The 21,642-nt window shown below is 38.3% G+C and carries 25 protein-coding genes; 23 read left to right on the forward strand and 2 right to left on the reverse strand.

Annotated features, from left to right (window positions below):
- Window positions 1-282: 282 nt before the first annotated feature.
- From HC229_RS15425 to HC229_RS15445, 5 genes are all read left to right on the forward strand, one after another.
- Complete coding sequence (locus HC229_RS15425; protein ID WP_191021404.1) at window positions 283-654, forward strand: hypothetical protein; 372 nt, start codon at window positions 283-285, stop codon at window positions 652-654.
- 262 nt (window positions 655-916) lie between these two features.
- Window positions 917-1,933, forward strand: a complete 1,017-nt coding sequence (locus tag HC229_RS15430; protein ID WP_191021405.1) for an IS30 family transposase — start codon at window positions 917-919, stop codon at window positions 1,931-1,933.
- Window positions 1,934-2,003: 70 nt separating this feature from the next.
- Window positions 2,004-2,396, forward strand: a complete 393-nt coding sequence (locus HC229_RS15435) for a hypothetical protein (protein ID WP_191021406.1) — start codon at window positions 2,004-2,006, stop codon at window positions 2,394-2,396.
- An 867-nt stretch (window positions 2,397-3,263) separates the two neighbouring features.
- A complete protein-coding gene (locus HC229_RS15440) occupies window positions 3,264-3,503 on the forward strand; it encodes a DUF6364 family protein (protein ID WP_191021407.1) in 240 nt (79 codons plus the stop codon).
- Entirely contained in the window at window positions 3,503-3,910 is a 408-nt protein-coding gene (locus HC229_RS15445) for a type II toxin-antitoxin system VapC family toxin (RefSeq protein ID WP_191021408.1), read from the forward strand. Before HC229_RS15440 ends, HC229_RS15445 begins: the two co-directional genes overlap by 1 nt.
- A 145-nt stretch (window positions 3,911-4,055) precedes the next feature.
- Here HC229_RS15445 and HC229_RS15450 read toward each other — a convergent pair whose 3' ends face one another.
- Together HC229_RS15450 and HC229_RS15455 are read right to left on the reverse strand one after the other, a co-directional pair.
- On the reverse strand, window positions 4,056-4,505 hold the full coding sequence (locus HC229_RS15450; protein WP_191021409.1) for a hypothetical protein: 450 nt from the start codon (window positions 4,503-4,505) through the stop codon (window positions 4,056-4,058).
- Window positions 4,506-4,566: 61 nt separating this feature from the next.
- Window positions 4,567-5,874 carry an AAA family ATPase gene (locus tag HC229_RS15455; RefSeq protein ID WP_191021410.1) on the reverse strand — a complete coding sequence of 436 codons (1,308 nt, stop codon included), beginning with the start codon at window positions 5,872-5,874 and terminating at the stop codon, window positions 4,567-4,569.
- A 250-nt stretch (window positions 5,875-6,124) separates the two neighbouring features.
- Between HC229_RS15455 and HC229_RS15460 the strand changes: the two genes are divergently transcribed.
- The 18 genes from HC229_RS15460 to HC229_RS15545 all read left to right on the forward strand — a co-directional run bounded on the left by HC229_RS15460 (window position 6,125) and on the right by HC229_RS15545 (window position 21,622).
- Complete coding sequence (locus HC229_RS15460; RefSeq protein WP_191021411.1) at window positions 6,125-6,562, forward strand: helix-turn-helix domain-containing protein; 438 nt, start codon at window positions 6,125-6,127, stop codon at window positions 6,560-6,562.
- Window positions 6,532-7,347 carry an IS3 family transposase gene (locus HC229_RS15465; protein ID WP_332871664.1) on the forward strand — a complete coding sequence of 272 codons (816 nt, stop codon included), beginning with the start codon at window positions 6,532-6,534 and terminating at the stop codon, window positions 7,345-7,347. The genes HC229_RS15460 and HC229_RS15465 overlap by 31 nt, the downstream gene beginning before the upstream one ends.
- A 76-nt stretch (window positions 7,348-7,423) precedes the next feature.
- A complete protein-coding gene (locus tag HC229_RS15470) occupies window positions 7,424-7,837 on the forward strand; it encodes a hypothetical protein (RefSeq protein WP_191021413.1) in 414 nt (137 codons plus the stop codon).
- Window positions 7,838-8,060: 223 nt separating this feature from the next.
- On the forward strand, window positions 8,061-8,294 hold the full coding sequence (locus HC229_RS15475) for a hypothetical protein (protein ID WP_191021414.1): 234 nt from the start codon (window positions 8,061-8,063) through the stop codon (window positions 8,292-8,294).
- Window positions 8,282-8,608, forward strand: a complete 327-nt coding sequence (locus tag HC229_RS15480; RefSeq protein ID WP_191021415.1) for a type II toxin-antitoxin system RelE/ParE family toxin — start codon at window positions 8,282-8,284, stop codon at window positions 8,606-8,608. The genes HC229_RS15475 and HC229_RS15480 overlap by 13 nt, the downstream gene beginning before the upstream one ends.
- Window positions 8,609-8,834: 226 nt before the next feature.
- Entirely contained in the window at window positions 8,835-9,275 is a 441-nt protein-coding gene (locus HC229_RS15485; RefSeq protein WP_191021416.1) for an ankyrin repeat domain-containing protein, read from the forward strand.
- Between the two features lie 345 nt (window positions 9,276-9,620).
- On the forward strand, window positions 9,621-12,173 hold the full coding sequence (locus tag HC229_RS15490) for an N-6 DNA methylase (protein WP_191021417.1): 2,553 nt from the start codon (window positions 9,621-9,623) through the stop codon (window positions 12,171-12,173).
- 3 nt (window positions 12,174-12,176) lie between these two features.
- On the forward strand, window positions 12,177-13,328 hold the full coding sequence (locus tag HC229_RS15495) for a hypothetical protein (RefSeq protein WP_191021418.1): 1,152 nt from the start codon (window positions 12,177-12,179) through the stop codon (window positions 13,326-13,328).
- 314 nt (window positions 13,329-13,642) lie between these two features.
- A complete protein-coding gene (locus HC229_RS15500; protein ID WP_191021419.1) occupies window positions 13,643-15,214 on the forward strand; it encodes a choice-of-anchor Q domain-containing protein in 1,572 nt (523 codons plus the stop codon).
- 225 nt (window positions 15,215-15,439) lie between these two features.
- Entirely contained in the window at window positions 15,440-15,682 is a 243-nt protein-coding gene (locus HC229_RS15505) for a DUF6364 family protein (protein ID WP_191021420.1), read from the forward strand.
- Window positions 15,679-16,092: a type II toxin-antitoxin system VapC family toxin gene (locus HC229_RS15510; RefSeq protein ID WP_191021421.1), complete on the forward strand. Its 414-nt coding sequence runs from the start codon at window positions 15,679-15,681 to the stop codon at window positions 16,090-16,092. The genes HC229_RS15505 and HC229_RS15510 overlap by 4 nt, the downstream gene beginning before the upstream one ends.
- A gap of 260 nt (window positions 16,093-16,352) precedes the next feature.
- Window positions 16,353-16,634: a helix-turn-helix domain-containing protein gene (locus HC229_RS15515; RefSeq protein WP_191021422.1), complete on the forward strand. Its 282-nt coding sequence runs from the start codon at window positions 16,353-16,355 to the stop codon at window positions 16,632-16,634.
- 124 nt (window positions 16,635-16,758) lie between these two features.
- Window positions 16,759-17,577 (forward strand): IS3 family transposase, encoded by an 819-nt coding sequence (locus tag HC229_RS15520; protein WP_332871665.1) that lies wholly within the window; start codon window positions 16,759-16,761, stop codon window positions 17,575-17,577.
- A 326-nt stretch (window positions 17,578-17,903) separates the two neighbouring features.
- On the forward strand, window positions 17,904-18,509 hold the full coding sequence (locus HC229_RS15525) for a hypothetical protein (RefSeq protein ID WP_191021423.1): 606 nt from the start codon (window positions 17,904-17,906) through the stop codon (window positions 18,507-18,509).
- Window positions 18,510-18,581: 72 nt separating this feature from the next.
- Window positions 18,582-19,523, forward strand: a complete 942-nt coding sequence (locus tag HC229_RS15530) for a tetratricopeptide repeat protein (RefSeq protein WP_191021424.1) — start codon at window positions 18,582-18,584, stop codon at window positions 19,521-19,523.
- A 133-nt stretch (window positions 19,524-19,656) separates the two neighbouring features.
- Window positions 19,657-20,202, forward strand: coding sequence for a DUF4256 domain-containing protein (locus HC229_RS15535; RefSeq protein WP_191021425.1), 546 nt, complete (start codon window positions 19,657-19,659; stop codon window positions 20,200-20,202).
- Window positions 20,203-20,227: 25 nt separating this feature from the next.
- Window positions 20,228-20,605: a hypothetical protein gene (locus HC229_RS15540; RefSeq protein WP_191021426.1), complete on the forward strand. Its 378-nt coding sequence runs from the start codon at window positions 20,228-20,230 to the stop codon at window positions 20,603-20,605.
- Window positions 20,606-20,689: 84 nt separating this feature from the next.
- Window positions 20,690-21,622: a peptidylprolyl isomerase gene (locus HC229_RS15545; protein WP_191021427.1), complete on the forward strand. Its 933-nt coding sequence runs from the start codon at window positions 20,690-20,692 to the stop codon at window positions 21,620-21,622.
- The last annotated feature ends 20 nt before the right edge of the window (window positions 21,623-21,642 follow it).

The raw sequence follows: 21,642 nt of genomic DNA on the forward strand, positions 1-21,642 counted from the left end.
TTTTCAAAAACGACCGTTTTTCAAATCGGGCGCCGTGGCAATTTTAGAACCAACCTCGTAACAGAGAGTACAAGGTAAATTGCCACGCCAATCTTTGTGTTTTCGGCCTGCAAGTAACCGCCGCTAACCGCCATCGCTGCTTTACCGTTAATTGAACCAACTTTTTCCATAACTTCGCTTCGTTCGGCAGAGAATATTCTCTCCGGAAGGCCGCGACGGCGTTTAGCGGCCTCACGTTAGCTGCCATTACCGAAAACCGGACTAAATCAAAATGTGATTATCATGAAAAACATAACTTTGCTCGTAATTACATTTACAATATTCGGCTGCAAAAGTGAGCAAAACTGTGCGTATATAAAGACCGGAACTTTCAAATATACAAATCCTATATTCTCAGATTGGAAAGTGATCAGAAATGACACTTTACAAATTGAAAAAAGTCTTTCAAAAAAATTTGAAGTACAAGCGAAAATTAATTGGCTTTCGGAATGTGAATATGAAATGACCTATGTAAATACAAATACCGATTTATTAAAAAAGATGATCGGAAAAAAAGTATATGTCAAAATAAATAAAGTCGCCAATGACACTATATTTTATTACAAAAAAAGGGACACAGTCGAAATAAGCTCAAAAATGTTTAAAATAAAGTAACGGCAGCTAACCGCCGCTAATCGCCATTGCCGCAACACGTTAGCATGAACGTCCAGTTTCCAAAAGCCACAAAACTTAGATTTTTTCCACTTTGCAAGTTAGAAAAAATCGTAAGTTTTGTTACCTTTCCGTTCGGCAGAGAGAACTCTCTCCGGAAGGCGGCAACGCGCGGTTAGCGGCCTAACGTTACCTGCAATTGTTTTAAAAATTGGTAAATTCAAGAACTTAACGCAACAAAATCTTATCAATAGATTTGTTGTAAATGAAGAGAACATTCAACCATTTAAGTCATAAGGAAAGGATCGTAATCGAGACGTTGCTCGCCGAAAAAAAATCCGTTTCATATATCGCAAGACAACTGGGCAGGAACCGGTCCACGATAGGTCGTGAGGTCAAACAATGGGTCGTAAACCCCAAAGATGTCTATAAGGCCGACCTGGCCCATTTCTGCGCCGAACAGGTCCATATAACCAAACGGGGAAAGGACAAGATAAATTCCCATTCAAGGCTCAAGGCCGCCGTCTATCGTGGACTGCTCAGGGATCTGTCACCGGAACAGATTTCGGGCGAACTCCGGGATCGGTATCCGGCTGATCCGGTAATGTCCATCTCCTACGAGGCGATTTACCAACACATTTACAGGCACAGGCAATCCAGGCTTGGCAAAAAACTCATTGCGCTACTGCCCTATAAGCACAGCCGCAGAAGGAACCGAACCAGAAAGGGCTTTACCAAACACAGTCGCATACCCGAGGCGGTAAGCATGGATGAAAGACCGGCTGAAGTCCTCTTAAGACAAGAAATCGGGCATACCGAAGGAGATCTGATCATCGGCCTGGGTCAGAAAAGCGCCATAGGAACGATCGTGGAAAGAAAATCCAGATTTACGATAATGGTCAAGCTGGAAAACAGAAAATCCGAAACCGTCACCAAGGCCTTTGCACGCGAGCTCAATAAATATGATAAAATATTCAGAAAATCAATGACCTACGACAACGGAATGGAAATGGCAAATCATAAATGGCTTACCCGCCAAACAGGAATGAAAATCTATTTTGCACACCCCTACTCATCATGGGAACGTGGGACAAACGAGAATACAAATGGCCTCATAAGGCGCTATTTCCCAAAAGGAACAGACTTCAATGAAGTGACAGAGGAACAACTAAAGATCGTCCAGGACAAGCTAAACAACAGGCCAAGGAAATGCCTAAATTATAAAACACCGAAATATATTTTGGAAAGAGAGATTGCCGCCTCAAAACATCGATTAAATTAGCAATAATATTAAACATCAAAAGACCTGTTGCAATTAGGTCTTGAATCCACCCGGAATAAACATCCACAATATGATTAGAGTAATTATAAGTCTTCTTATTTGTCTAATTAGTACGGTATGTGTTGCACAAAATTGCTCATTGCTCAAAGACGGCAAGTATGAAATGTTTTATGATTCTGCGGAAGAAAATGTCTCAGCTTTCGAAATAAAAGACAATAAATATTTTTCAGTAGAAGATAATAATGAAGAAGGTTACATAATTAATGAACTTGATAAATGTTGTTTTCAAATACTAAAACCAGAATTAAAAAATGATTCCAACCTAACCGAATTTCAAAAAATAATAAATAGACAAAAAAGATATTTTGAAATTACTGGAGTCGAAGGAAACGTTTTTTATTTTATTTGTAGAGTCAATTTACATGTTAATTGCGGAACAGGAAAATTTGTAAAAAAGAGCTGATTTTGAAGTTCAACCCTCACATAACCGCCGCTAACCGCCATCGCGGGCTGACGGTTAATTGAACCCACAGTTTCAAAAGTCGCAAAAACAAGATTTTTTCTGCTTGACAAGCTTGAAAAAATCGTTGATTTTGCTACCTTTCGTCTCAGCAGAGAATATTCTCTCCGGAAGCCGCGACGATCGGTTAGCGGCCTCACGTTACTGGAAATGGCGGCGAGCGCGAAACCTGAAAAAACGTCACTCCAAAAAAAATCCGAACTGCTCTCAATTCTTTTATACCATTCAAGGAAGGAAAAATATTGGTCGGCTGATCGCGATTAAAAACGAGGGACATCATTATATTTAGATCTAAGCGAGCAGCAAAGATTAGTTTTTGATCAGCATGGCGTTTTTAGCAAGCAGTCATTGGTCGGCTTTAGGCATTTTCGATAATTATCAATCAAACTTCAAAAGTTTTGGTTGGTACAAGGTTCCAAAACAAACTATTTTCGTCGATGGATATTGAACCGTTCGTTGATTCAACTTGGCTGGCCTGCTAAAAGAAAAAAATAACGAAGAAAACAACGTCGTCACTTGACTTGCCAATAGGACGTGCCGCCACTTCCAGTAACCGCCGCTAACCGCCATCGCTGATTTACGTTAAATTGAGCCACTTTTTTCCAAAAGTCGCGAAAGCAAGATTTTTTCTGCTTTGTCAAGCTAGAAAAAATCGTTGACTTCGCTACCTTTATTCCAAAGCAGAGAAAATTCTCTCCGAAAGGCCGCGACGGCGTTTAGCGGCCTCACGTTACTTGAAATCGCAAAAAAATTCGGTTACTGATTAACTTACGTAATAATTTATTATTTTTACACGTAAATTAATTCATTATGAATACGAAGCTCACTTTAAATCTTGACAAGGAAATAATTGACGAGGCAAAAACTTATGCAAAAAGTCACAGGGTAAGCCTTTCCAAGCTCATCGAGAATTATCTCAATTCGATAACTCGCGAATCAAAGAAAAAATCGTCCGTAAGTCCTTTGGTTGAAAGTCTGACCGGTATTATCCCAAATGATTACGACGAGAAAAAAGATTACAGAAACTATATAGATAGAAAATATTCGTAATGGAAAAAGTTTTTGTAGACACGAACATTGTCATTGATCTCCTGGCCAAACGAGAACCTTTTTATAAAGAAGCCCAAGACTTGTTTACCTTAAGCGATAGAAAGGAAATTCAGCTTTGCATCTCGTCATTATCATTCGCAAATGCCTACTACTCTATCGCAAAACATCATAAGGACGTTGACGCAAGGAAGTATCTGTCAAAGTTCAAAGTGTTAGTCACAGTTTTCTCACTTGAAGACAAAGCGATTGAGTTGGCACTTGCTTCTGACTTTGATGATTTTAAAGATGGCTTGCAATATTTTGTCGCGATGGACAATGATGCTGACGTAATCATTACGCGAAATAAAAAAGATTTTAAAAGTTCAAAAATACCTGTATTGACAGCAGGGGAATATTTGAATAAATAAGCGACTTCAAGTAACCGCCGCTAACCGCCATCGCTGGTTCGCGGTAAATAGAACCAAATTTTTCCATAACTTCGCTCTCATTCGGCAGAGAATATTCTCTCCGAAAGGCCGCGACGGCGTTTAGCGGCCTCACGTTAGCAGCAATTTAGAAAAAAAGAGCGTGTAAACCTTCGGGATCAATCGCTTTGAAATCGTTATTAAGTTTTGGATTAATCCTAAACAAAAATCGTTCAGCTTGATTTAAAATCTCCTTTTTAAAAACGATGTAATATTTCGATGAAATTTTTTCGCTAGTCCCTAAAGCTATTGTGCTTGAATTCACTTTATCTCTGAAACTAAACTTGTCGAGATGAAAAAAATTTTTTGTCCGTAATTTTAGCTCAACAAATTGAAATTCCTTGACATTACCATCTACGCTTTCTACGCCAAAAATCAGATCGACCGATTTACTTTTTTGAAAGACAGTTTTTCCAGCGGCTAAAGTAGATTCTGCTTCCAATTGATCTCCATTTATTACTATATAGTCAGATAAGCTAAATGGTGATGCAATCAAAGCACATCCTTCGCCTTGAAAAAGATCCAATGCTTTTGACAAAACGTTGGGATACAACTGACACTTCTCATGGCTTTTTGTTAGATTTTCACAGTACTTCATATTATTCGCCGCCGTAAAGATGCATTCTATCAAAAGCAATATTGAACGATGCAAAAATTGGATCAATCTCTTTACCTAAGTTCTTAAAGGTGTAATGATGCTTTGAAGATTTTTCTGCTAGATAAAAATTCGTCTCATTCAAAACTTCTTCTTTTTCCGCAATAATTTTTATCGCACTAACCATATCAGGATTGTGGCTTGCAATGAAAAATTTGACTCCAATGAACTTATTCAAAAGAATAATTAATCTAGCATATTCTATAATCCATTGCGGGTGCAAATGTGATTCAGGTTCATCAATTATAAATAAGGTTTTATCATTTAAAGAACCGTTTTTTAATAACAGTTGAATAATGCTAAATGATTTTACACCAGTTGCGCAGTCCAATAGATTAAAAATAGAACCATCAGATCTTTTATAAACAAATTCGTTAATCGATAAAAATCCATCATCAAAAGTTGCTTCGCCGTCAATAATTTCGTTACTAATAATTTTCGAAAACTCAGAAAATGAATTTAAACTTTTTCTTTTTAAAAGAAGATTTAAATCTTCCCAATGATTTTCATCATAAGTTTCTATACCAAGCATCATTGGAGTGTCAATATAAATGACATTCTGAATGGTATAAGGAATTGATAAATAATTTTTATTCAAACTAATGATTTGCTGCCCAAATTCGTAAACTTCAAATCTTTTAGGAAGATAGCTGTCATGAAAGACGTTGATTAGCTCATTCCGAAATATATTAGTGGATCTGGAATCCAGTATTCCAAAAGATTCCTTAAACAAAGATTCGATGTGCAGTTTCACTAAAGTAAAAGGATTTTCTGACTGCTCTTTTTGGTTCATGCGACGAATAACGTCCTTTGCAATGTAATGCAATCGCTGTCGAGCCTCTGCGTTCATCAAGCCTTCTAATGAAATAGAAATTTCGATTTTTTCAACAAAGTTCAACCACTCAACCATGATTTGCTCATTCGGCGAATATGCCAATAAATTGTTTCTCAGAGCATTAAACTCTTTTTGAAATTCTTGTCGTCTTGGCCTATCGTATTTTTTGTTAAAAAGTTCCGTTTGCGCTATTTCGAGAAATCGTGCCACATTACCAAGATCCTCATTAAGTTTCTCAGAAACTAATTGGTCATAGTTAGCAATAGTTTTGTATAAATAATATAGTAGTTTTGAAAGCGTGCTTTTCCCCGCACCATTTTCGCCGGCAACGAGCGTTATTCCCTCAATCGTGATATCGGCAAGTTTAATTGATCTAAAATCCTCAGTAAGAAACCTCAAATGAGTAGGATTTTCCATATAAAATTCTAATTTTACTGTAAAGGTAGTATTTTTGAAACAATTTTAAACTGCTGCTAACAGCGGCTCACGGCCATGGCTGGTTATCGGTGAAAGTACGAATTATTTCCATAACTTCCTTAACGTTCGGCAGAGAAAATAATCTCCGAATGTCCGCCACGATCCGTGAGCCGCGAAGCGTTACTGGCAATTTTACCCAATCTCTCGTCCTAAAATAGGTTGACTAAAAATTAAACACTTTTAGCAATCTATGAACTTACCGAAGAAAGGACCCTGTCCAAAAAAAGAGTACCAGAAGATCTCCTACGATCTTAAACTGTCCATCATTGACAAAATCTCCAATGGTCAGATTTCCGCCAATCATGCCGCCAAGACGTATAACGTTTCGAGAAGCTCGATCGACTATTGGATGAAAAAAATGCTTTCCTTTGAACAAAGAAGCAAAGCCATGTCGAGCAAAGACGAGATAAAAAAATTGAAACAGCGTATCGAGGAACTGGAATTTATAAAGAATTTCCAGCAGGAGATCATCGCGGAAGTCGAACTGGAAAGCGGCATCGACATCGCAAAAAAGTCATTACCCGGGGCATTGGCAAAGGAAGTGGAGAAAAAGAAGCAAGACCTTATAAAACAAGGCTTCTCTACGAATGCCTCGGGATATCAAAACAAGCCTTCTACCAAAAAATAGCAGCCTATCGGCAAAAGGATGAACAGGCCGAGATCATTAAAGATCTGATACAAAACATCCGCAAAAGGCAAAGCCGGGCCGGGACCAGGAAGATCTACCTCGACATCGTTGATGAACTCCGGGCACATGGGATCAAGATGGGAAGGGACCCCCTGTTCGATTTTATGAGAAAGCATCGGCTATTGGTCCGCAAAACCAAACGATATCACATCACCACCGATTCAAAACATGGATTCTACAAATCCCCGAATCGGATAAAAGACCTCACTCCTACCCGTGCCGAGCAGGCATTGGTGGCCGATATAACCTATATTAAAATACAAAACGACCATGCCTATCTGGCTCTGGTAACCGACCTCTATTCGAAGAAAATCATGGGATACAAACTCGATACCAACATGCGCGCCACACTGGTCATAGACGCCCTTAAAATGGCGCTGGATGCACGATCGTACCAAAATCAGCAGATCATCCATCACAGCGATCGTGGAATACAATACTGTTGCCCGCAATTTGCGGAGTTTGCCGCCGCCAACAATATTCTGCTGACCACACAACAATACGATCCCTACGAAAACGCAGTGGCCGAAAGGGTAAACGGAATCCTGAAATATGAGTTCGGACTCATCAAAACTTTACCTAATTTAGTAACGGCGCAGAAAATGGTAAAACAAGCCATCAAGATCTATAACTCCGAGAGACGGCATTACAGCCTGGACATGCAGACACCGGATTTTGCCCATCGGAACCAACAACATATTTATAAAAAATATAGCCTGAATTAATAACCAAAATGGTCAACGTATTTCAGGACAAGACAAAACGTCGTAAATTTAAGAGGTTATTAAAATTATTCATTGCATGAAAAACAAAATTTACGCAATTTTAATAAGCGCTTTCGTGGTATGGCTTTCATCCTTAATTTTCAAAACTTACAAACGTAAATTTGAAATTGAAGATAGCGGCGAAACAATAATAGGAAAATATGTCCTTTGTAAAAGTTATCCGAAAACTGGACGACACTACTTCATAATAAATATAAATTACAAGTATTATAAGCTCTATTCTAGCAAAAACCTGCCAGCCGATTTTAAGAATAATATTGGCAAATTCTATAGAATTAAATATCTAAGAAAATATCCCGATATTATCTTCCCGATTTTTGAAAGTGCTGTAATCGACACTTCTGTAATATTAAACTCAGGATTTACAGATAAAATGTTAGATAAGAATTTTAGATGGAAAAAGGTAAGGACTTCTGCTAACCGCCGCTAACCGCCATCGCGGGTTTACGGTGAATTGAACCATCAGTTTTTCAAAAGTCGCAAAAACAAGATTTTTTCTGCTTTGGCAAGCTTGAAAAAATCGTTGATTTTGCTACCTTTCGTCCCGGCAGAGAATAATCTCTCTGGAAGCCGCGACGATCGGTTAGCGGCCTCACGTTATGAGCCATTTGGAAATCCGTTTCCAAATCACGACCTTTACAAAAAGAGAAATCATGAATGCCTTAGACCACATTAAAAATAGCCTGATTGATCGCATTTTAGTAACACAAAATGAAAAGTTACTTGAGGCAATAAGCAATATTTTCGAATCAACTCAGACAGAGGATGTTGTAAATTTAACATCCGAACAAATTGAAATGTTGGAGATGAGCGAACAGGATATTGCTCAGGGAAAATATATATCAGAGGATGATCTTTACAAATCTGATAATGAATGGCTGGGTTGAAATTATTTTGGACTGAAACGGCTATTCGTCAAAGAAATTTAATTTTTGAATATTGGATCGAAAGGAACCAGAGTTTCGACTATTCAAGAAAATTAAATTCAAAAATCAAAGAGCGAACTGATACTCTAAAACAAAATCCAGAGTTAGGAAAGAAAACGGAATTCAAAAACACCAGAGTTGTATCACTTGGACATTATAGTATATTTTATCAATTTGACAGTAACACAATAATTGTTACTGGATTTTGGGATAATCGGCAGGAACCGGGCAAACTCTTGAAATTTTTCAAACTTCTAAAATCAAACGGCTCATAACCGCCGCTATCCGCCATCGCTGGTTTAGAGTGATTAGAACCAGAAATTTCCAAAAGTCGCGAAAACAAGATTTTTTCTGCTTTGGCAAGCTTGAAAAAATCGTTGGTTTCGCTACCTTTATTTCAAAGCAGAGAAAGTTCTCTCCGGAAGGCCGCGACGGCGTTTAGCGGCCTCACGTTAGTGGTCATTGCCGAGCGACTATCAGAATCGACCAAATATATAGAATGTGAGTTTATTTAATTTGTTCAAAAAACACAACCATCCCTCGTTGAATGAAGTGGATGAGCTAAATTTATTTGAAAATGATTTACAGAACGATATCTTTCTTGCAGAGGTGGAAAAGCTGAATGACATAAATAAAAAGTTTCAAAAAGGATTTAATCTTCTCCATTTTGCCTGCGAGTATGACTGCAAAAAATTGGCGAACAAATTAATCGAGCGAAATATTAACATCGAAGAAAGAAATATTTTTGGGAATACTCCCTTATGGATAGCTGTATTCAATTCAAAGGGAAATTATGATTTGGTTGATTTACTCCTTTTTCACAATGCAGATCCGAATTCTATCAATAAAGCCGGTAACTCGCCATTGAAATTTGCTGAAACAATTGGTGATGAAATTTTAATACAGAAACTAAAAAATGCAACGACCACTAACCGCCGCTAACCGCCATCGCGGGTTTACGGTGAATTGAACCAACGGTTTCCAAAAGCCGCAAAAACAAGATTTTTTCTGCTTTGTCAAGCTAGAAAAAATCGTTGATTTCGCTACCTTTCGTCCAAAGCAGACACAATTCTCTCCGAAAGGCCGCGACGGCGTTTAGCGGCCTCACGTTACAGGCAAGCGTTCGCCGGTACAAGAATCAGAATGAAGGTAAACAATAAATGAACAATTGCCAACGCTTTGCCAAATTCAAAGCCCACCCACCACCCTACAAGTGAATTTAAGTTGACAGCATACAAGACATCCAAATTTTAAAAACTTAATTTCATTAAATTTGACAAAAAATAAATGAACAATACTTCACAAATTTCACAGAATATTGAAAATGGAGACAAAAGTGGAATAATTTCATTCAACGAAGATAAAAGCCGTATTACTTACCATTGTAATAGAGATTATCAAACAAGTTTCAAAAATCCAGAAGAGAAAGTTAGAGCATCTTATTTTGTAGAACTAGTTCAAACTTATCAATATCCTGCAAAACGTATTGACATTGAAATTACGGTTCCCAGAAGAACACCAGAAGACAGAGCAGACATTGTTGTTTATTCAGACGATGAATGTAAAGAACCATTTTTAGTTGTAGAGTGCAAGAAAGAAGGTATCACAGATGCTGAATTTAAACAGGCAATAGAACAAGCATTTGGAAATGCAAATAGTATTCGTTCACAATATGCTTCAGTAGTTGCAGGAAATACCAAGACAGCTTTTGATGTTTCAGGATTTAAGCCAAACGAAAGAGAAAGAAATGTAATTGCTGATATTCCTGTAAAATATGGCAAGGCACCTAAGTATAAGTTTATCAAAGGCGACAAAGCTAAAGATTTAAAAGTTGTAACGAGAGAAGATTTAATAAGTGCGTTAGAAAAATGCCACGACACAGTTTGGCAAGGTGGTAAACTTGCACCTACAACAGCATTTGATGAAGTTTCAAAATTATTGTTCTGTAAAATGAAAGACGAAAAAGACGGAACTAAAAACAAAGACTTTTATCGTTTTCAAATAGGAACTCATGAGACTGCAGAAGAAGTTGCAGTACGAATTGACGAAATCTATCAAGAAGCTAAAAAGCAAGACGAAGAAGTTTTTAAAGAAGATATACGACTTGAATCAAAGGTAATTTATAGCGTTGTAGAACACTTGCAGGGTCTGGCTTTAAACAAAACAGACCTTGACACCAAGGGCGTTGCCTTTGAAAAATTTATGGTGGATTACTTCAAGGGTAAAATGGGACAATTTTTTACACCTCGCCCTATTATTGAATTTGCAGTCAAATTATTACAACCCAAACATACCGATTTAGTAATTGACCCAAGTTGCGGTAGTGGTGGTTTCTTGCTTTCTGTTTTAGACTCAGTAAGAAAAGATAGTGAAAGTGACTATGAAGAAAAAGAAGCAGACAAAATTTGGCACAAATTTGCAGAAAAAAATTTGTATGGTATTGAGATAAACGACCAAATTGCCCGTATATGCAAAATGAATATGATTATTCACGATGACGGGCACACCAACGTAATTAGCACAGATAGCTTAACATTTCTAAAAAATATAAAAAAGCTACATAAAGGTTTCCAAGAAAATCATTTTGATTTATTATTGGCAAATCCACCATTTGGAGCAACCGTTAGAAAAGTAGAAAAAGAAGAAAAATATCTTGACCAATATAAATTAGGGGAAGGCAGACAGAATCAAAAAACAGAAATTTTATTTATAGAAAGATGTATTGATTTTTTAAAAGAAGGAACAGGGAGAATGGGTTTAGTTTTACCTGACGGTATTCTTACAAACTCTACTTTAAGCTATGTAAGAGATTTATTGTTGGAACGATGCCAAATCACAGCAATAGTATCTTTACCACAATTTGCCTTTAGCCATTTTGGTGCAGGTGTAAAAAGTAGTTTGATCTTTGCTCGTAAAAAAGCACCTAGTGAAGTTTTGGAAGATTATACAATTTTTATGGCAATAGCCGAACAAATTGGCTATGACACAACAGGAAGAGATACTAAAGACAAAAATGACTTATTCTCTAGAGAAAGAATAATTAATGAAGAAGGGAGAGAAAGAGAAATAATTCAAGACAATTCCAGAATTCTTGGTTTATTTAGAGATTTTGAAAATAATAATTTGAATGAAATTCCGGAAGATTGGCAATCAAATGTAATTATAACAAGATTAAGTGAGCTTGAAAATAAGTTAGATGTTGAAAGCAACATAAAACGAAAAAAAAATAAAAAATTAGTTTCAAAATTCCCTATTAAAACATTAGGAGAAATTGCTAATTTAAAAAGAGGGCCATTTGGTGGTAGTATAAAAAAAGAAATATTTGTAGAAGATATACCTCAAAACTATCAAGTTTATGAACAATATAATGCCATTAATAACGACCCGTACAGAAGTAGATATTTCATTAGGCCTGATGATTTTAAAAGGTTAGAAATGTTTTCTGTTCAAGAAAACGACATACTAATGAGTTGTTCAGGAACTATAGGCAAACTTACTATAATACCAAACGACTTTAGAAAAGGCGTAATTAATCAAGCATTGTTAAGAATTCGTCTAACTGATACGGATGTAGATTTTAGATATTTTAAATTGATATTTTCAAAAGTAATTGAAGAACTTATTAGTGGTAATGAATTATCGTATGGAGGAGTTATTAAAAACATAGCTTCAGTTCAAGAATTAAAGGAAATTAAAATCCCAATTCCGCCTATTGACGTTCAACTACAAATTGCCGAAAATTACGAAAATGCGATAATTGAACGAGAAAGAAAAATTGCAGAAGCAAATAAAGAATTAGAGGAAATTAAAAGAAATATTGAAAACCTAATTATTGAGTAAACGATGAAGATCAGTTTTCAAATAGTTCATAATTATCAAGCTGAACCTCTTAAAGTAATTGGCAATGCTTTGCATTTAACATTACAAGATGACTTGTATATTGAAATTGATTTAAGAACTACATTATATTTTCTCAAAATTAATCTTAATAGAATTCTTACTTCAAATGAAAGGCTATTATACTTTGATATTGAAATTGACACTTCTGCATATGATTTAACAAAATACGATGAATTTATAGAAGGATTTATTTCAAGATTAAAAAGTGAAGTTGGCTTTATTAGAGCTGTAAAGTTTATTGATGAGATTCGCTCATTAGATTATCTTTCTTATTACAAAGAAATTGCAGAAATTGAAATGAAAATTAGAGAGATTTTTTCTTTTATTTTCTATAATAAATATAAAGCTATTGAAGTTGACAGCTTAGAAGAATACGAGGTAAAGTATCCAGCTGAAAAGCCAACTAATAAAGAGTTTGAAGATAGAAATGAAAATCCGTTTTTTTATTTCACTTTTACAGGTTATTACCAATTTGACAAACCGAAAGAAGTCCCAATAAAAGACATTATTCCTTTAATTCAAACAAACGAACAATATGAAGAATTGAGAAACTATCTTAATTTAAGAGGCATTTTAGAAGAAAGACATATCGATTTTTTGAAGAAGATTAGAGAAAAATTAAGTTCAATTGAAAGTGTGAGAAATTGTATTGCACACAATAGAGCAATCCCGAATAGAGCTGTTGCAAATTATGACAAAACCAAACCTGAAATTTTAAACTTTATTGAAGATTTTTGGATTGAAGAAACAAGAATAGAACAAGAACTAATAGAAATAGAAAATGAAATCAATTTTGCAGAACAATATTCATACGACAAAATAAATGATTTATTATCAGTCGCTGAATGGAATGAATATAATAATGAAGTTGTACTACACGACTTTTGGCAGGCAGATACACCTTCTGCCGCTTTTAATACCTTAACAGACTTAAAAACTCATTTGCTTGACATTTCAGATGATACGGCAGCGGCAAACTTTCCGAGTAATGAAGAAGATAGAGGAACATACGAACAACTTTACAACGGAAAACGATTAGTTGACAAAGCTTTGAACGAATATAAAAAGGAGTTGATTATTTTAGGGTGGATTTAAACTGACAATAGTAAATACGCCAGCCTGTAACCGCCGCTAACCGCCATCGCTGGTTCAGAGTAATTAGAACCTAAAATTTCCAAAAGTCGCGAAAACAAGATTTTTTCCGCTTTGGCAAGCTAGAAAAAATCGTTGATTTCGCTACCTTTATTCCAAAGCAGAGAAAATCCTCTCCGGAAGGCCGCGACGGCGTTTAGCGGCCTCACGTTGGCAGAAATCGCCGAGCTACACCAAACTAACCAAGCTCTCCATAACTTAAGAGAAACAGACGAAAAATTAATTATAAAGTCATAAATTTCGATAATAAAATAATTATGAAAAAATTACTATTCCTTGCCATTTTTTTTTCTACTACATATTACAGTCACGCGACCCGATTCTATGTAAACTCTGCCGCCACCGGTAGCAATAATGGGCTGAGTTGGACAAATGCTTATACAAATCTTCAATCAGCTTTTAGCAATGTAATCTTTGGAGATGAGATTTGGGTCGCCGCAGGAACATATTTTCCCACTGCCACTACAACGAAGACTATTTCATTTGTACTCAAAGATGGAGTAAATGTTTATGGCGGCTTTAATGGGACAGAAACTTTACTTTCTCAACGTGATATTTTGGCAGCTCCGACTACTCTTTCAGGTGACATTGGAGCACTCGGAGAGTACTTAGATAATAGTTATAATGTTGTTAGGGCGAACAATCTTACATCCACAATTTACTTAGATGGGTTCCGAATTTTGAATGGATATGCAAATGGAACAATACGCGGCGGCGGCCTTTTAATTAGTCAATCAACTGCAGGAAACCTAATTGTAAAAAATTGCCTGTTTTTTTCAAATCGAGCGTTAAATTACGGAGGTGCAATAGGAATGTTCAATGCCCGTTTAACAATAGAAAATTGTGATTTTCGAAATAATTACGGCCCGGGATCAGGTGGCGCGATTTATAGCGAAACAAGCGGCGCTGAGAACGACCTTTATATATCTAATTCCCGTTTTATCGGCAACTCTGGAGATCAAGGCGCTTGCATCGGAGTCGGCGGTAATTTTGATGAAATAATTATTGACAGGTGTGTATTTACAAATAACACCGGAGGGAATTATATTATTGAGGTTGACGGATTTAACTTTGGACGAATCTTTAATTCATTGTTTGTAGGTAATAATTTGGACGAAGGCAGCGGAAATGTTGTTTACATCAATGAAGCTCAAAATATTACTACAGAAGACTTTGAAATGATTAATACAACAATTGCAAACAACATCAATACTTATCAATTTGGAATTAGTGGAGAAATGGTTTTCTTAGACAAACCATATTATAAAATTTATAATTCCATTATTTTTGGGAATACACCTTATCAAGGTAGACAAGTAAATCCTGATCGAATAATAAAGAACTCAATTATTCAAGGGGGCTATTCAAGTGGCATAAATATTCTTGACTTAGACCCGTTATTTGTAAATCCAAATAACAATTATTCAGAGGCGTTCGATGCCGCGCTTTTTGATTATCACTTACAGTCAAGTTCACCAGCCCAAAATGCAGGTAATAATATGTATGTTAACGCGTCATACAACTTTGACTTAGATGGAAATTCGCGAATTGATCAAAGCATTGTAGACCTTGGTGCGTACGAGTCTAGCTTTCTGAAGATTGATTCAATCATCAACGCCACATCTGCTTTTCAATATATCAATTCTGAGAATAAAATTTATATTACAGATTCTGAATTTAGTTTTAACCAAAAACTATCAATATTTTCCGCAACTGGTTCACTTATAAAAACCATTATTATTGATTCGGAACAAATTCAATTAACTTTGCAGCCGGGAATTTATTTTCTTAAAATTCGTGAAAACGTGGGAAAAATTTTAGTTCAGTAATAATTATTGTGAATAACTGTACGTGGCGAGACTTCTGCCAACCGCCGTTAACCGCCATCGCTGGTTTACGGTTAATTGAACCAATTTTTTCCCATAACTTCGTTTTCGTTCGGCAGAGAATGCTCTCTCCGGAAGGCCGCGACGGCGTTTAGCGGCCTCACGTTACCAGAAAGCCATTTGGAAATCTCAACACAAATACGTACATTTGAAAATAAAATACGTATCATGACAACTAAACTCACATTGACCGTCGAAAAAACGATAATCGAAAGAGCCAAATCTTACGCAAAAAATACTGGTAGAAGTTTATCTGAATTGATAGAAAATTATTTAGAATCGATTACTCGAGACAACGGAGAAAATGAACTTTCGCCAAAACTCAAAAAAATTGTCGGAGCCGTAAATCTTCCAGCAGATTTTGATGAAGATACAGAATTACGATCGGCAATGGAAAAGAAACACTTATGAAAAAAGTATTTCTCGACACAAACATCATTGTTGACCTAATCGCTGATAGAAAACCTTTTAGTAAATATGCTATCGAAATATTCCAACTAGCAGAGGAGAATAAATTAGAAATTTTCACCTCGTCGCATTCAATTGCGACAACGCATTATTTATTGAAAAAATACTTAGATGAAAAATCGTTGCGAGATGTTTTATATAATCTTTTGGACTTTCTAACAGTGATTCCTGTTGACGTAGATATCATCAAAAAAGGATTGCGATCAAGTCACAAAGATTTTGAAGATTCCATTCAAATTTTATGTGCTTCTTCAATTGAGAAAATCAATTACATTATAACTCGTGACGGAAAAGATTTTAAAGGAAGCGAAATTCCAGTTTTAAGTCCGGATGAATTTTTCCTAATTAAATAGTTGGCCTTCTGGTAACCGCCGCTAACCGCCATTGCTGGGCTTGAGGTAAAATGAAGTGCTTTTTCCTAAGCCGTAAAACTAAGAATTTTTCAGCTTTTTCAAGCTAGAAAATTCATTAGTTTTACTTCGCCCGCGTTCGGCAGAGAGTATAATCTCCGAAAGCCAGCAACGCTCGGTTAGCGGCCTAACGTTACAAGCTATTCTAAATCATCTCTCGTCCTAAAATAGGTTGACTAAAAATTAAACACTTTTAGCAATCTATGAACTTACCGAAGAAAGGACCCTGTCCAAAAAAAGAGTATCAGAAGATCTCCTACGATCTTAAACTGTCCATCATTGACAAAATCTCCAATGGTCAGATTTCCGCCAATCACGCCGCCAAGACGTATAACGTTTCGAGAAGCTCGATTGATTATTGGATGAAAAAAATGCTTTCCTTTGAACAAAGAAGCAAAGCCATGTCGAGCAAAGACGAGATAAAAAAATTGAAACAGCGTATCGAGGAACTGGAATTTATAAAGAATTTCCAGCAGAAATCATAGCGGAAGTCGAACTGGAAAGCGGCATCGATATCGCAAAAAAGTCATTACCCGGGGCATTGGCAAAAGAAGTGGAGAAAAAGAAGCAAGACCTTATAAAACAAGGCTTCTCTACGAATGCCTCGGGATATCAAAACAAGCCTTCTACCAAAAAATAGCAGCCTATCGGCAAAAGGATGACCAGGCCGAGATCATTAAAAACCTGATACAAAACATCCGCAAAAGGCAAAGCCGGGCCGGAACCAGGAAGATCTACCTCGACATCGTTGATGAACTCCGGGCACATGGGATCAAGATGGGAAGGGACGCCCTGTTCGATTTTATGAGAAAGCATCGGCTATTGGTCCGCAAAACCAAACGATATCACATCACAACCGATTCAAAACATGGATTCTACAAATCCCCGAATCGGATAAAAGACCTCACTCCTACCCGTTCCGAGCAGGCATTGGTGGCCGACATAACCTATATTAAAATACAAAACGACCACGCCTATCTGGCTCTGGTAACCGACCTCTATTCGAAGAAAATCATGGGATACAAACTCGATACCAACATGCGCGCCACACTCGTCGTAGACGCCCTTAAAATGGCGCTGGATGCACGATCGTACCAAAATCAGCAGATCATCCATCACAGCGATCGTGGCATACAATACTGTTGCCCCCAATTTGCGGAGTTTGCCGCCGCCAACAATATTCTGCTCAGCACCACACAACAATACGATCCCTACGAAAACGCAGTGGCCGAAAGGGTAAACGGAATCCTGAAATATGAGTTCGGACTCATCAAAACTTTACCTAATTTAGTAACGGCGCAGAAAATGGTAAAACAAGCCATCAAGATCTATAACTCCGAGAGACGGCATTACAGCCTGGACATGCAGACACCGGATTTTGCCCATCGGAACCAACAACATATTTATAAAAAATACAGCCTGAATTAATAACCAAAATGGTCAACGTATTTCAGGACAAGAAACTTCGCGCGAGCGCCCGATTTGACACTATTTTTTCCAAAAACGACCGTTTTTCAAATCGGGCGCCGTGGCAATTTTAGAACCAACCTCGTAACAGAGAGTACCAGGTAAATTGCCACGCCAATCTTTATGTTTTCGGCCTGCAAGTAACCACCGCTAACTTCCATTAATATTTCTTCAACGAGAACCACTTTTTAGTAACTTCGCTCTTAATTCTGCAGAGAATATTCTCTCCGCACGCCGCGACGGCTTATAGACCTAACGTTGAGCAACATCGACAGATACGAATCATTATGAAACTGCTTTCCGCAATCGCCTTGACATACATTTTAAATGCAGGTTGCTCTCCTGCGAATTATAGTTACGAAAATCCTTCGAATGCTACTGGGATTGACTTCACCAAGGGCACATTTCTTATAAACAAAATAGACGTTCCATTTGATGTCCGCGACAGAATCGAAGATCTCGTCAACGCAGACTTTAAAAACAAATTAGGAAACAGGGCAATTTATTATCCGCTATCATCAAAAATTCTTCTGTCCCAAAACTTAAATGCGAGGCTGGATCCGAAAGATTTACAAGACATCAAAACGGGAACAGGCTACGATTTCTTTGTAAGGTTGAGAGGAGGAATCAACAAAAGTGACTTATCTACTGCCAGTTTCTCTTCATCGAATAACCTGATCAAGTCATATCCCGAAAATTCCAGCTATTTCGAAATTGAGATATACGATCTAGAAACCAAAAAACCTATTTATTACCAAAAAGTAACAGCGGTAACAAGTAGGGAACTTTCAAAAGAAAATAAGGGCCTTAGCTTTTCGAAATCTGCCGATCAATTAATTGTTGCCGCGTACCAAAAATTATTTCAGAAGTTAGAGCGAAATTCGATATTCTGATTTGAACCTACTTTGCGAAACCTCCTCAAATTGGCTATCGTAACTAAAGAAGTCCACTAAACCATAAACTAAATGAACTTACGCACTATTTTTATTTTAGCATTTGTAATAGTGTTTTCCGCTTGTAATTTAAAGGGCCAACAGCCAGACAACACCAAACCCATGTATGGCGAAACTCCTAAAAGTGCTGAACTTCAGGACATAGACAATGATTTCAGAACGGAGTGTCTTAAGCGATATAAATCAATCGATAGCGCCGTGAACGTCCATATTGATTTGGCGTGGCGTCATTTTTACCACAACGAATTGGAAACAGCGATGAAAAGATTCAACCAAGCGTGGCTTTTAAACCCTGAATTTCCAGATTCCTATTTCGGGTTCGCCTCGCTTTTGGACTTGCAAAAAAACACTGCCGAAGCCAAAAAGTTTTATAAAATGGGCAAAGCTAAGGATGCAACGGGCGAACGTGCAAAAATATGCTACCAACGCATCGCCGATTGCAAGGAACAGTTACAAGATTTTAGGGGAACTGTCGACGCGTATAGGCAACTGTCGCAGCTAAATCCGAAAGATGCTTTCGCTTTCAAAAAACTAGGTTACTTCCAAATGGAATTGGGCGATTTTAAAAATGCACAAATTCATTACTCAAACGCCATAGCACTCGACCCGTCCGATCCAGTCACGTATAACAACAGGGGAAATTTGTTTCAGCGACAGCAGAATCACGATGCTGCCATAGCTGACTTCACAAAAGCTATTGCCCTTGACTCAAAGTATATCGGTGCCTATGTAAACAGAGGTACAACTGAAATGGAAACGGGTAACTTTATTGAAGCAAAAAGAGATTTTGAAAACAGCGTTGAACTTGATTCCGGTTCAGGAGAACTCAGGAGATTACTGGCTGTCGCAAAATTGAGTTTGCATGATAAGACAGGCGCCTGCAATGACTTGGTTTTTGCAAAGCGACTTGGCGATGCAAAGGCCGACGAAATCTTTAGCCGAACCTGCCAATGAGACGATTGTCGCTACTTCCAACCCTTGAAATATAGCCTCAGGATTAATCACGGCCGATTGCAGCTGAAGATATCCGATGACAAACGCCATATTTTTTGTAATTTTCCGATACGGACCATAAAACACTATCCCGATGACACCATCTCAGGCAACAGGGCTGCTCGAGGTTCTTAAAAAAAGATTCGATGCCAATATGAACCGGCACAAAACCGTAACGTGGCCAAGTGTACACGCAAAACTCGAGGCGGATCCCTCAAAACTTCGGGCGATCGCCGAAATGGAACGTACGGGAGGAGAACCGGATGTGATCGCATACGACGAATCAACGGACGAATATTTGTTTTGCGACTGTTCCACTGAAAGTCCCGCAGAACGCAGGAGCTGTTGCTTCGACCGGGAGGGGCTTGAATCAAGGAAAGAGCATCAGCCGAAATCCAACGCTATCGACATGGCATCCGAAATGGGCATTGAAATGCTCGACGCGATCCAGTACCGCGAGTTGCAAAAACTCGGGACGTTCGACCAAAAAACCTCAAGTTGGATAAAAACACCGGCCGAAATACGCAAACTCGGTGGTGCCTTATTTTGCGATTACCGTTACGGAAAGGTGTTCGTTTACCACAATGGCGCCCAGTCCTATTACGCCTCCAGAGGATTCAGGGGTTTGCTCAAAGTCTAACAAAGCTCAGATTTAAACTTACCAAATGAAAAAAATACTGCTCTCAGCACTGGCATTTTCCACAATTTTAGCGTGTAGCGGATCGGAGACGTATCGCGGAGCCTGGAAAGCTACGGACGCCAACGGAGACAAATTTGACATTACTTTCGACGCGGAGCATTTTGTTATTCGCGACCAGTCCGGAAAAAAAGCCAATTTTGAGTACAGCCAGAATTCCGTCAACATTTCGAACTCGATCGAAACTTACGGCATCCAGCTTGGCGACGGACGTGCTTATAAAATCAATTTTCCTGTTGCCGATGACGAAACGATTGGCGTCATCACCGACGGCAACGGACAACCTTTGTACACGATAGACCGGGACGAGTACAAGCGGTATGAAGAAATTTATAGGTTGCAATAGCCCTAAACGGTTGCCCTTCCGCAAAAAAACCTTGTCCAAAGTCACACAATGACTACCTTTGCATTTCACTTTAAACGCAAAGCAATGGAAAACGGAATATACGCCAAATTCAATACGCCAAAAGGCGCGATTTTGGTTAAACTTACGCACGATCTTACTCCCGGAACCGTGGGCAACTTTGTGGCTTTGGCCGAAGGAAACCTCGAAAACAAAGCGCTTCCTCAAGGAAAACCCTATTACGACGGCCTCAAATTTCACCGCGTCATCAGCGATTTCATGATACAAGGTGGAGACCCTAAGGGTACCGGCAGTGGTGGCCCGGGTTACGAATTCGACGACGAGTTCCATCCGGAACTAAGACACGATTCACCAGGAGTGCTCTCAATGGCGAACTCCGGAGTCGGTTCGAATGGTTCGCAGTTTTTCATCACACACGTAGCCACACCATGGCTTGACGATAAACACTCTGTTTTTGGTAAGGTGGTTGAAGGCCAGGACGTGGTCGATGCCATCAAAGAAGGCGACACCATGGACAAGGTGGAAATCATACGCGTGGGCCAAGAGGCACAAAAATGGAACGCGGTTGAAGCATTCCGCACATTCGAAGGTTCCAGGGCAAAACGCGAACAGGCTGAAAAAGCGGGCATCGAGCAACAATTAGAAAAACTCTCAACCGGTTTCGACATGACTGACAGCGGTTTGCGCTATAAATTCATCCAAAAAGGAAACGGAAAACAAGCTGAAAAAGGCAAAACGGTTTCCGTTCATTACACAGGAACGCTCGAGAACGGCAAGACATTCGACTCGTCCTATCCTCGCAAGAAACCGATAGAATTTCCATTAGGGAAAGGCCACGTCATCGAAGGCTGGGACGAAGGCATCGCATTGCTCCAGGTCGGAGACAAGGCGCGTTTCGTAATCCCGCCGGACTTAGGATATGGCGCGCGTGGAGCCGGTGGCGTGATTCCTCCGAATGCCGTGTTGATTTTCGACGTCGAATTGATGGACGTAAAATAAGCGACAAAACTTCAATAAAA

It is taken from the genome of Flavobacterium selenitireducens, assembly GCF_014748335.1.
Taxonomy (GTDB): domain Bacteria; phylum Bacteroidota; class Bacteroidia; order Flavobacteriales; family Flavobacteriaceae; genus Flavobacterium; species Flavobacterium selenitireducens.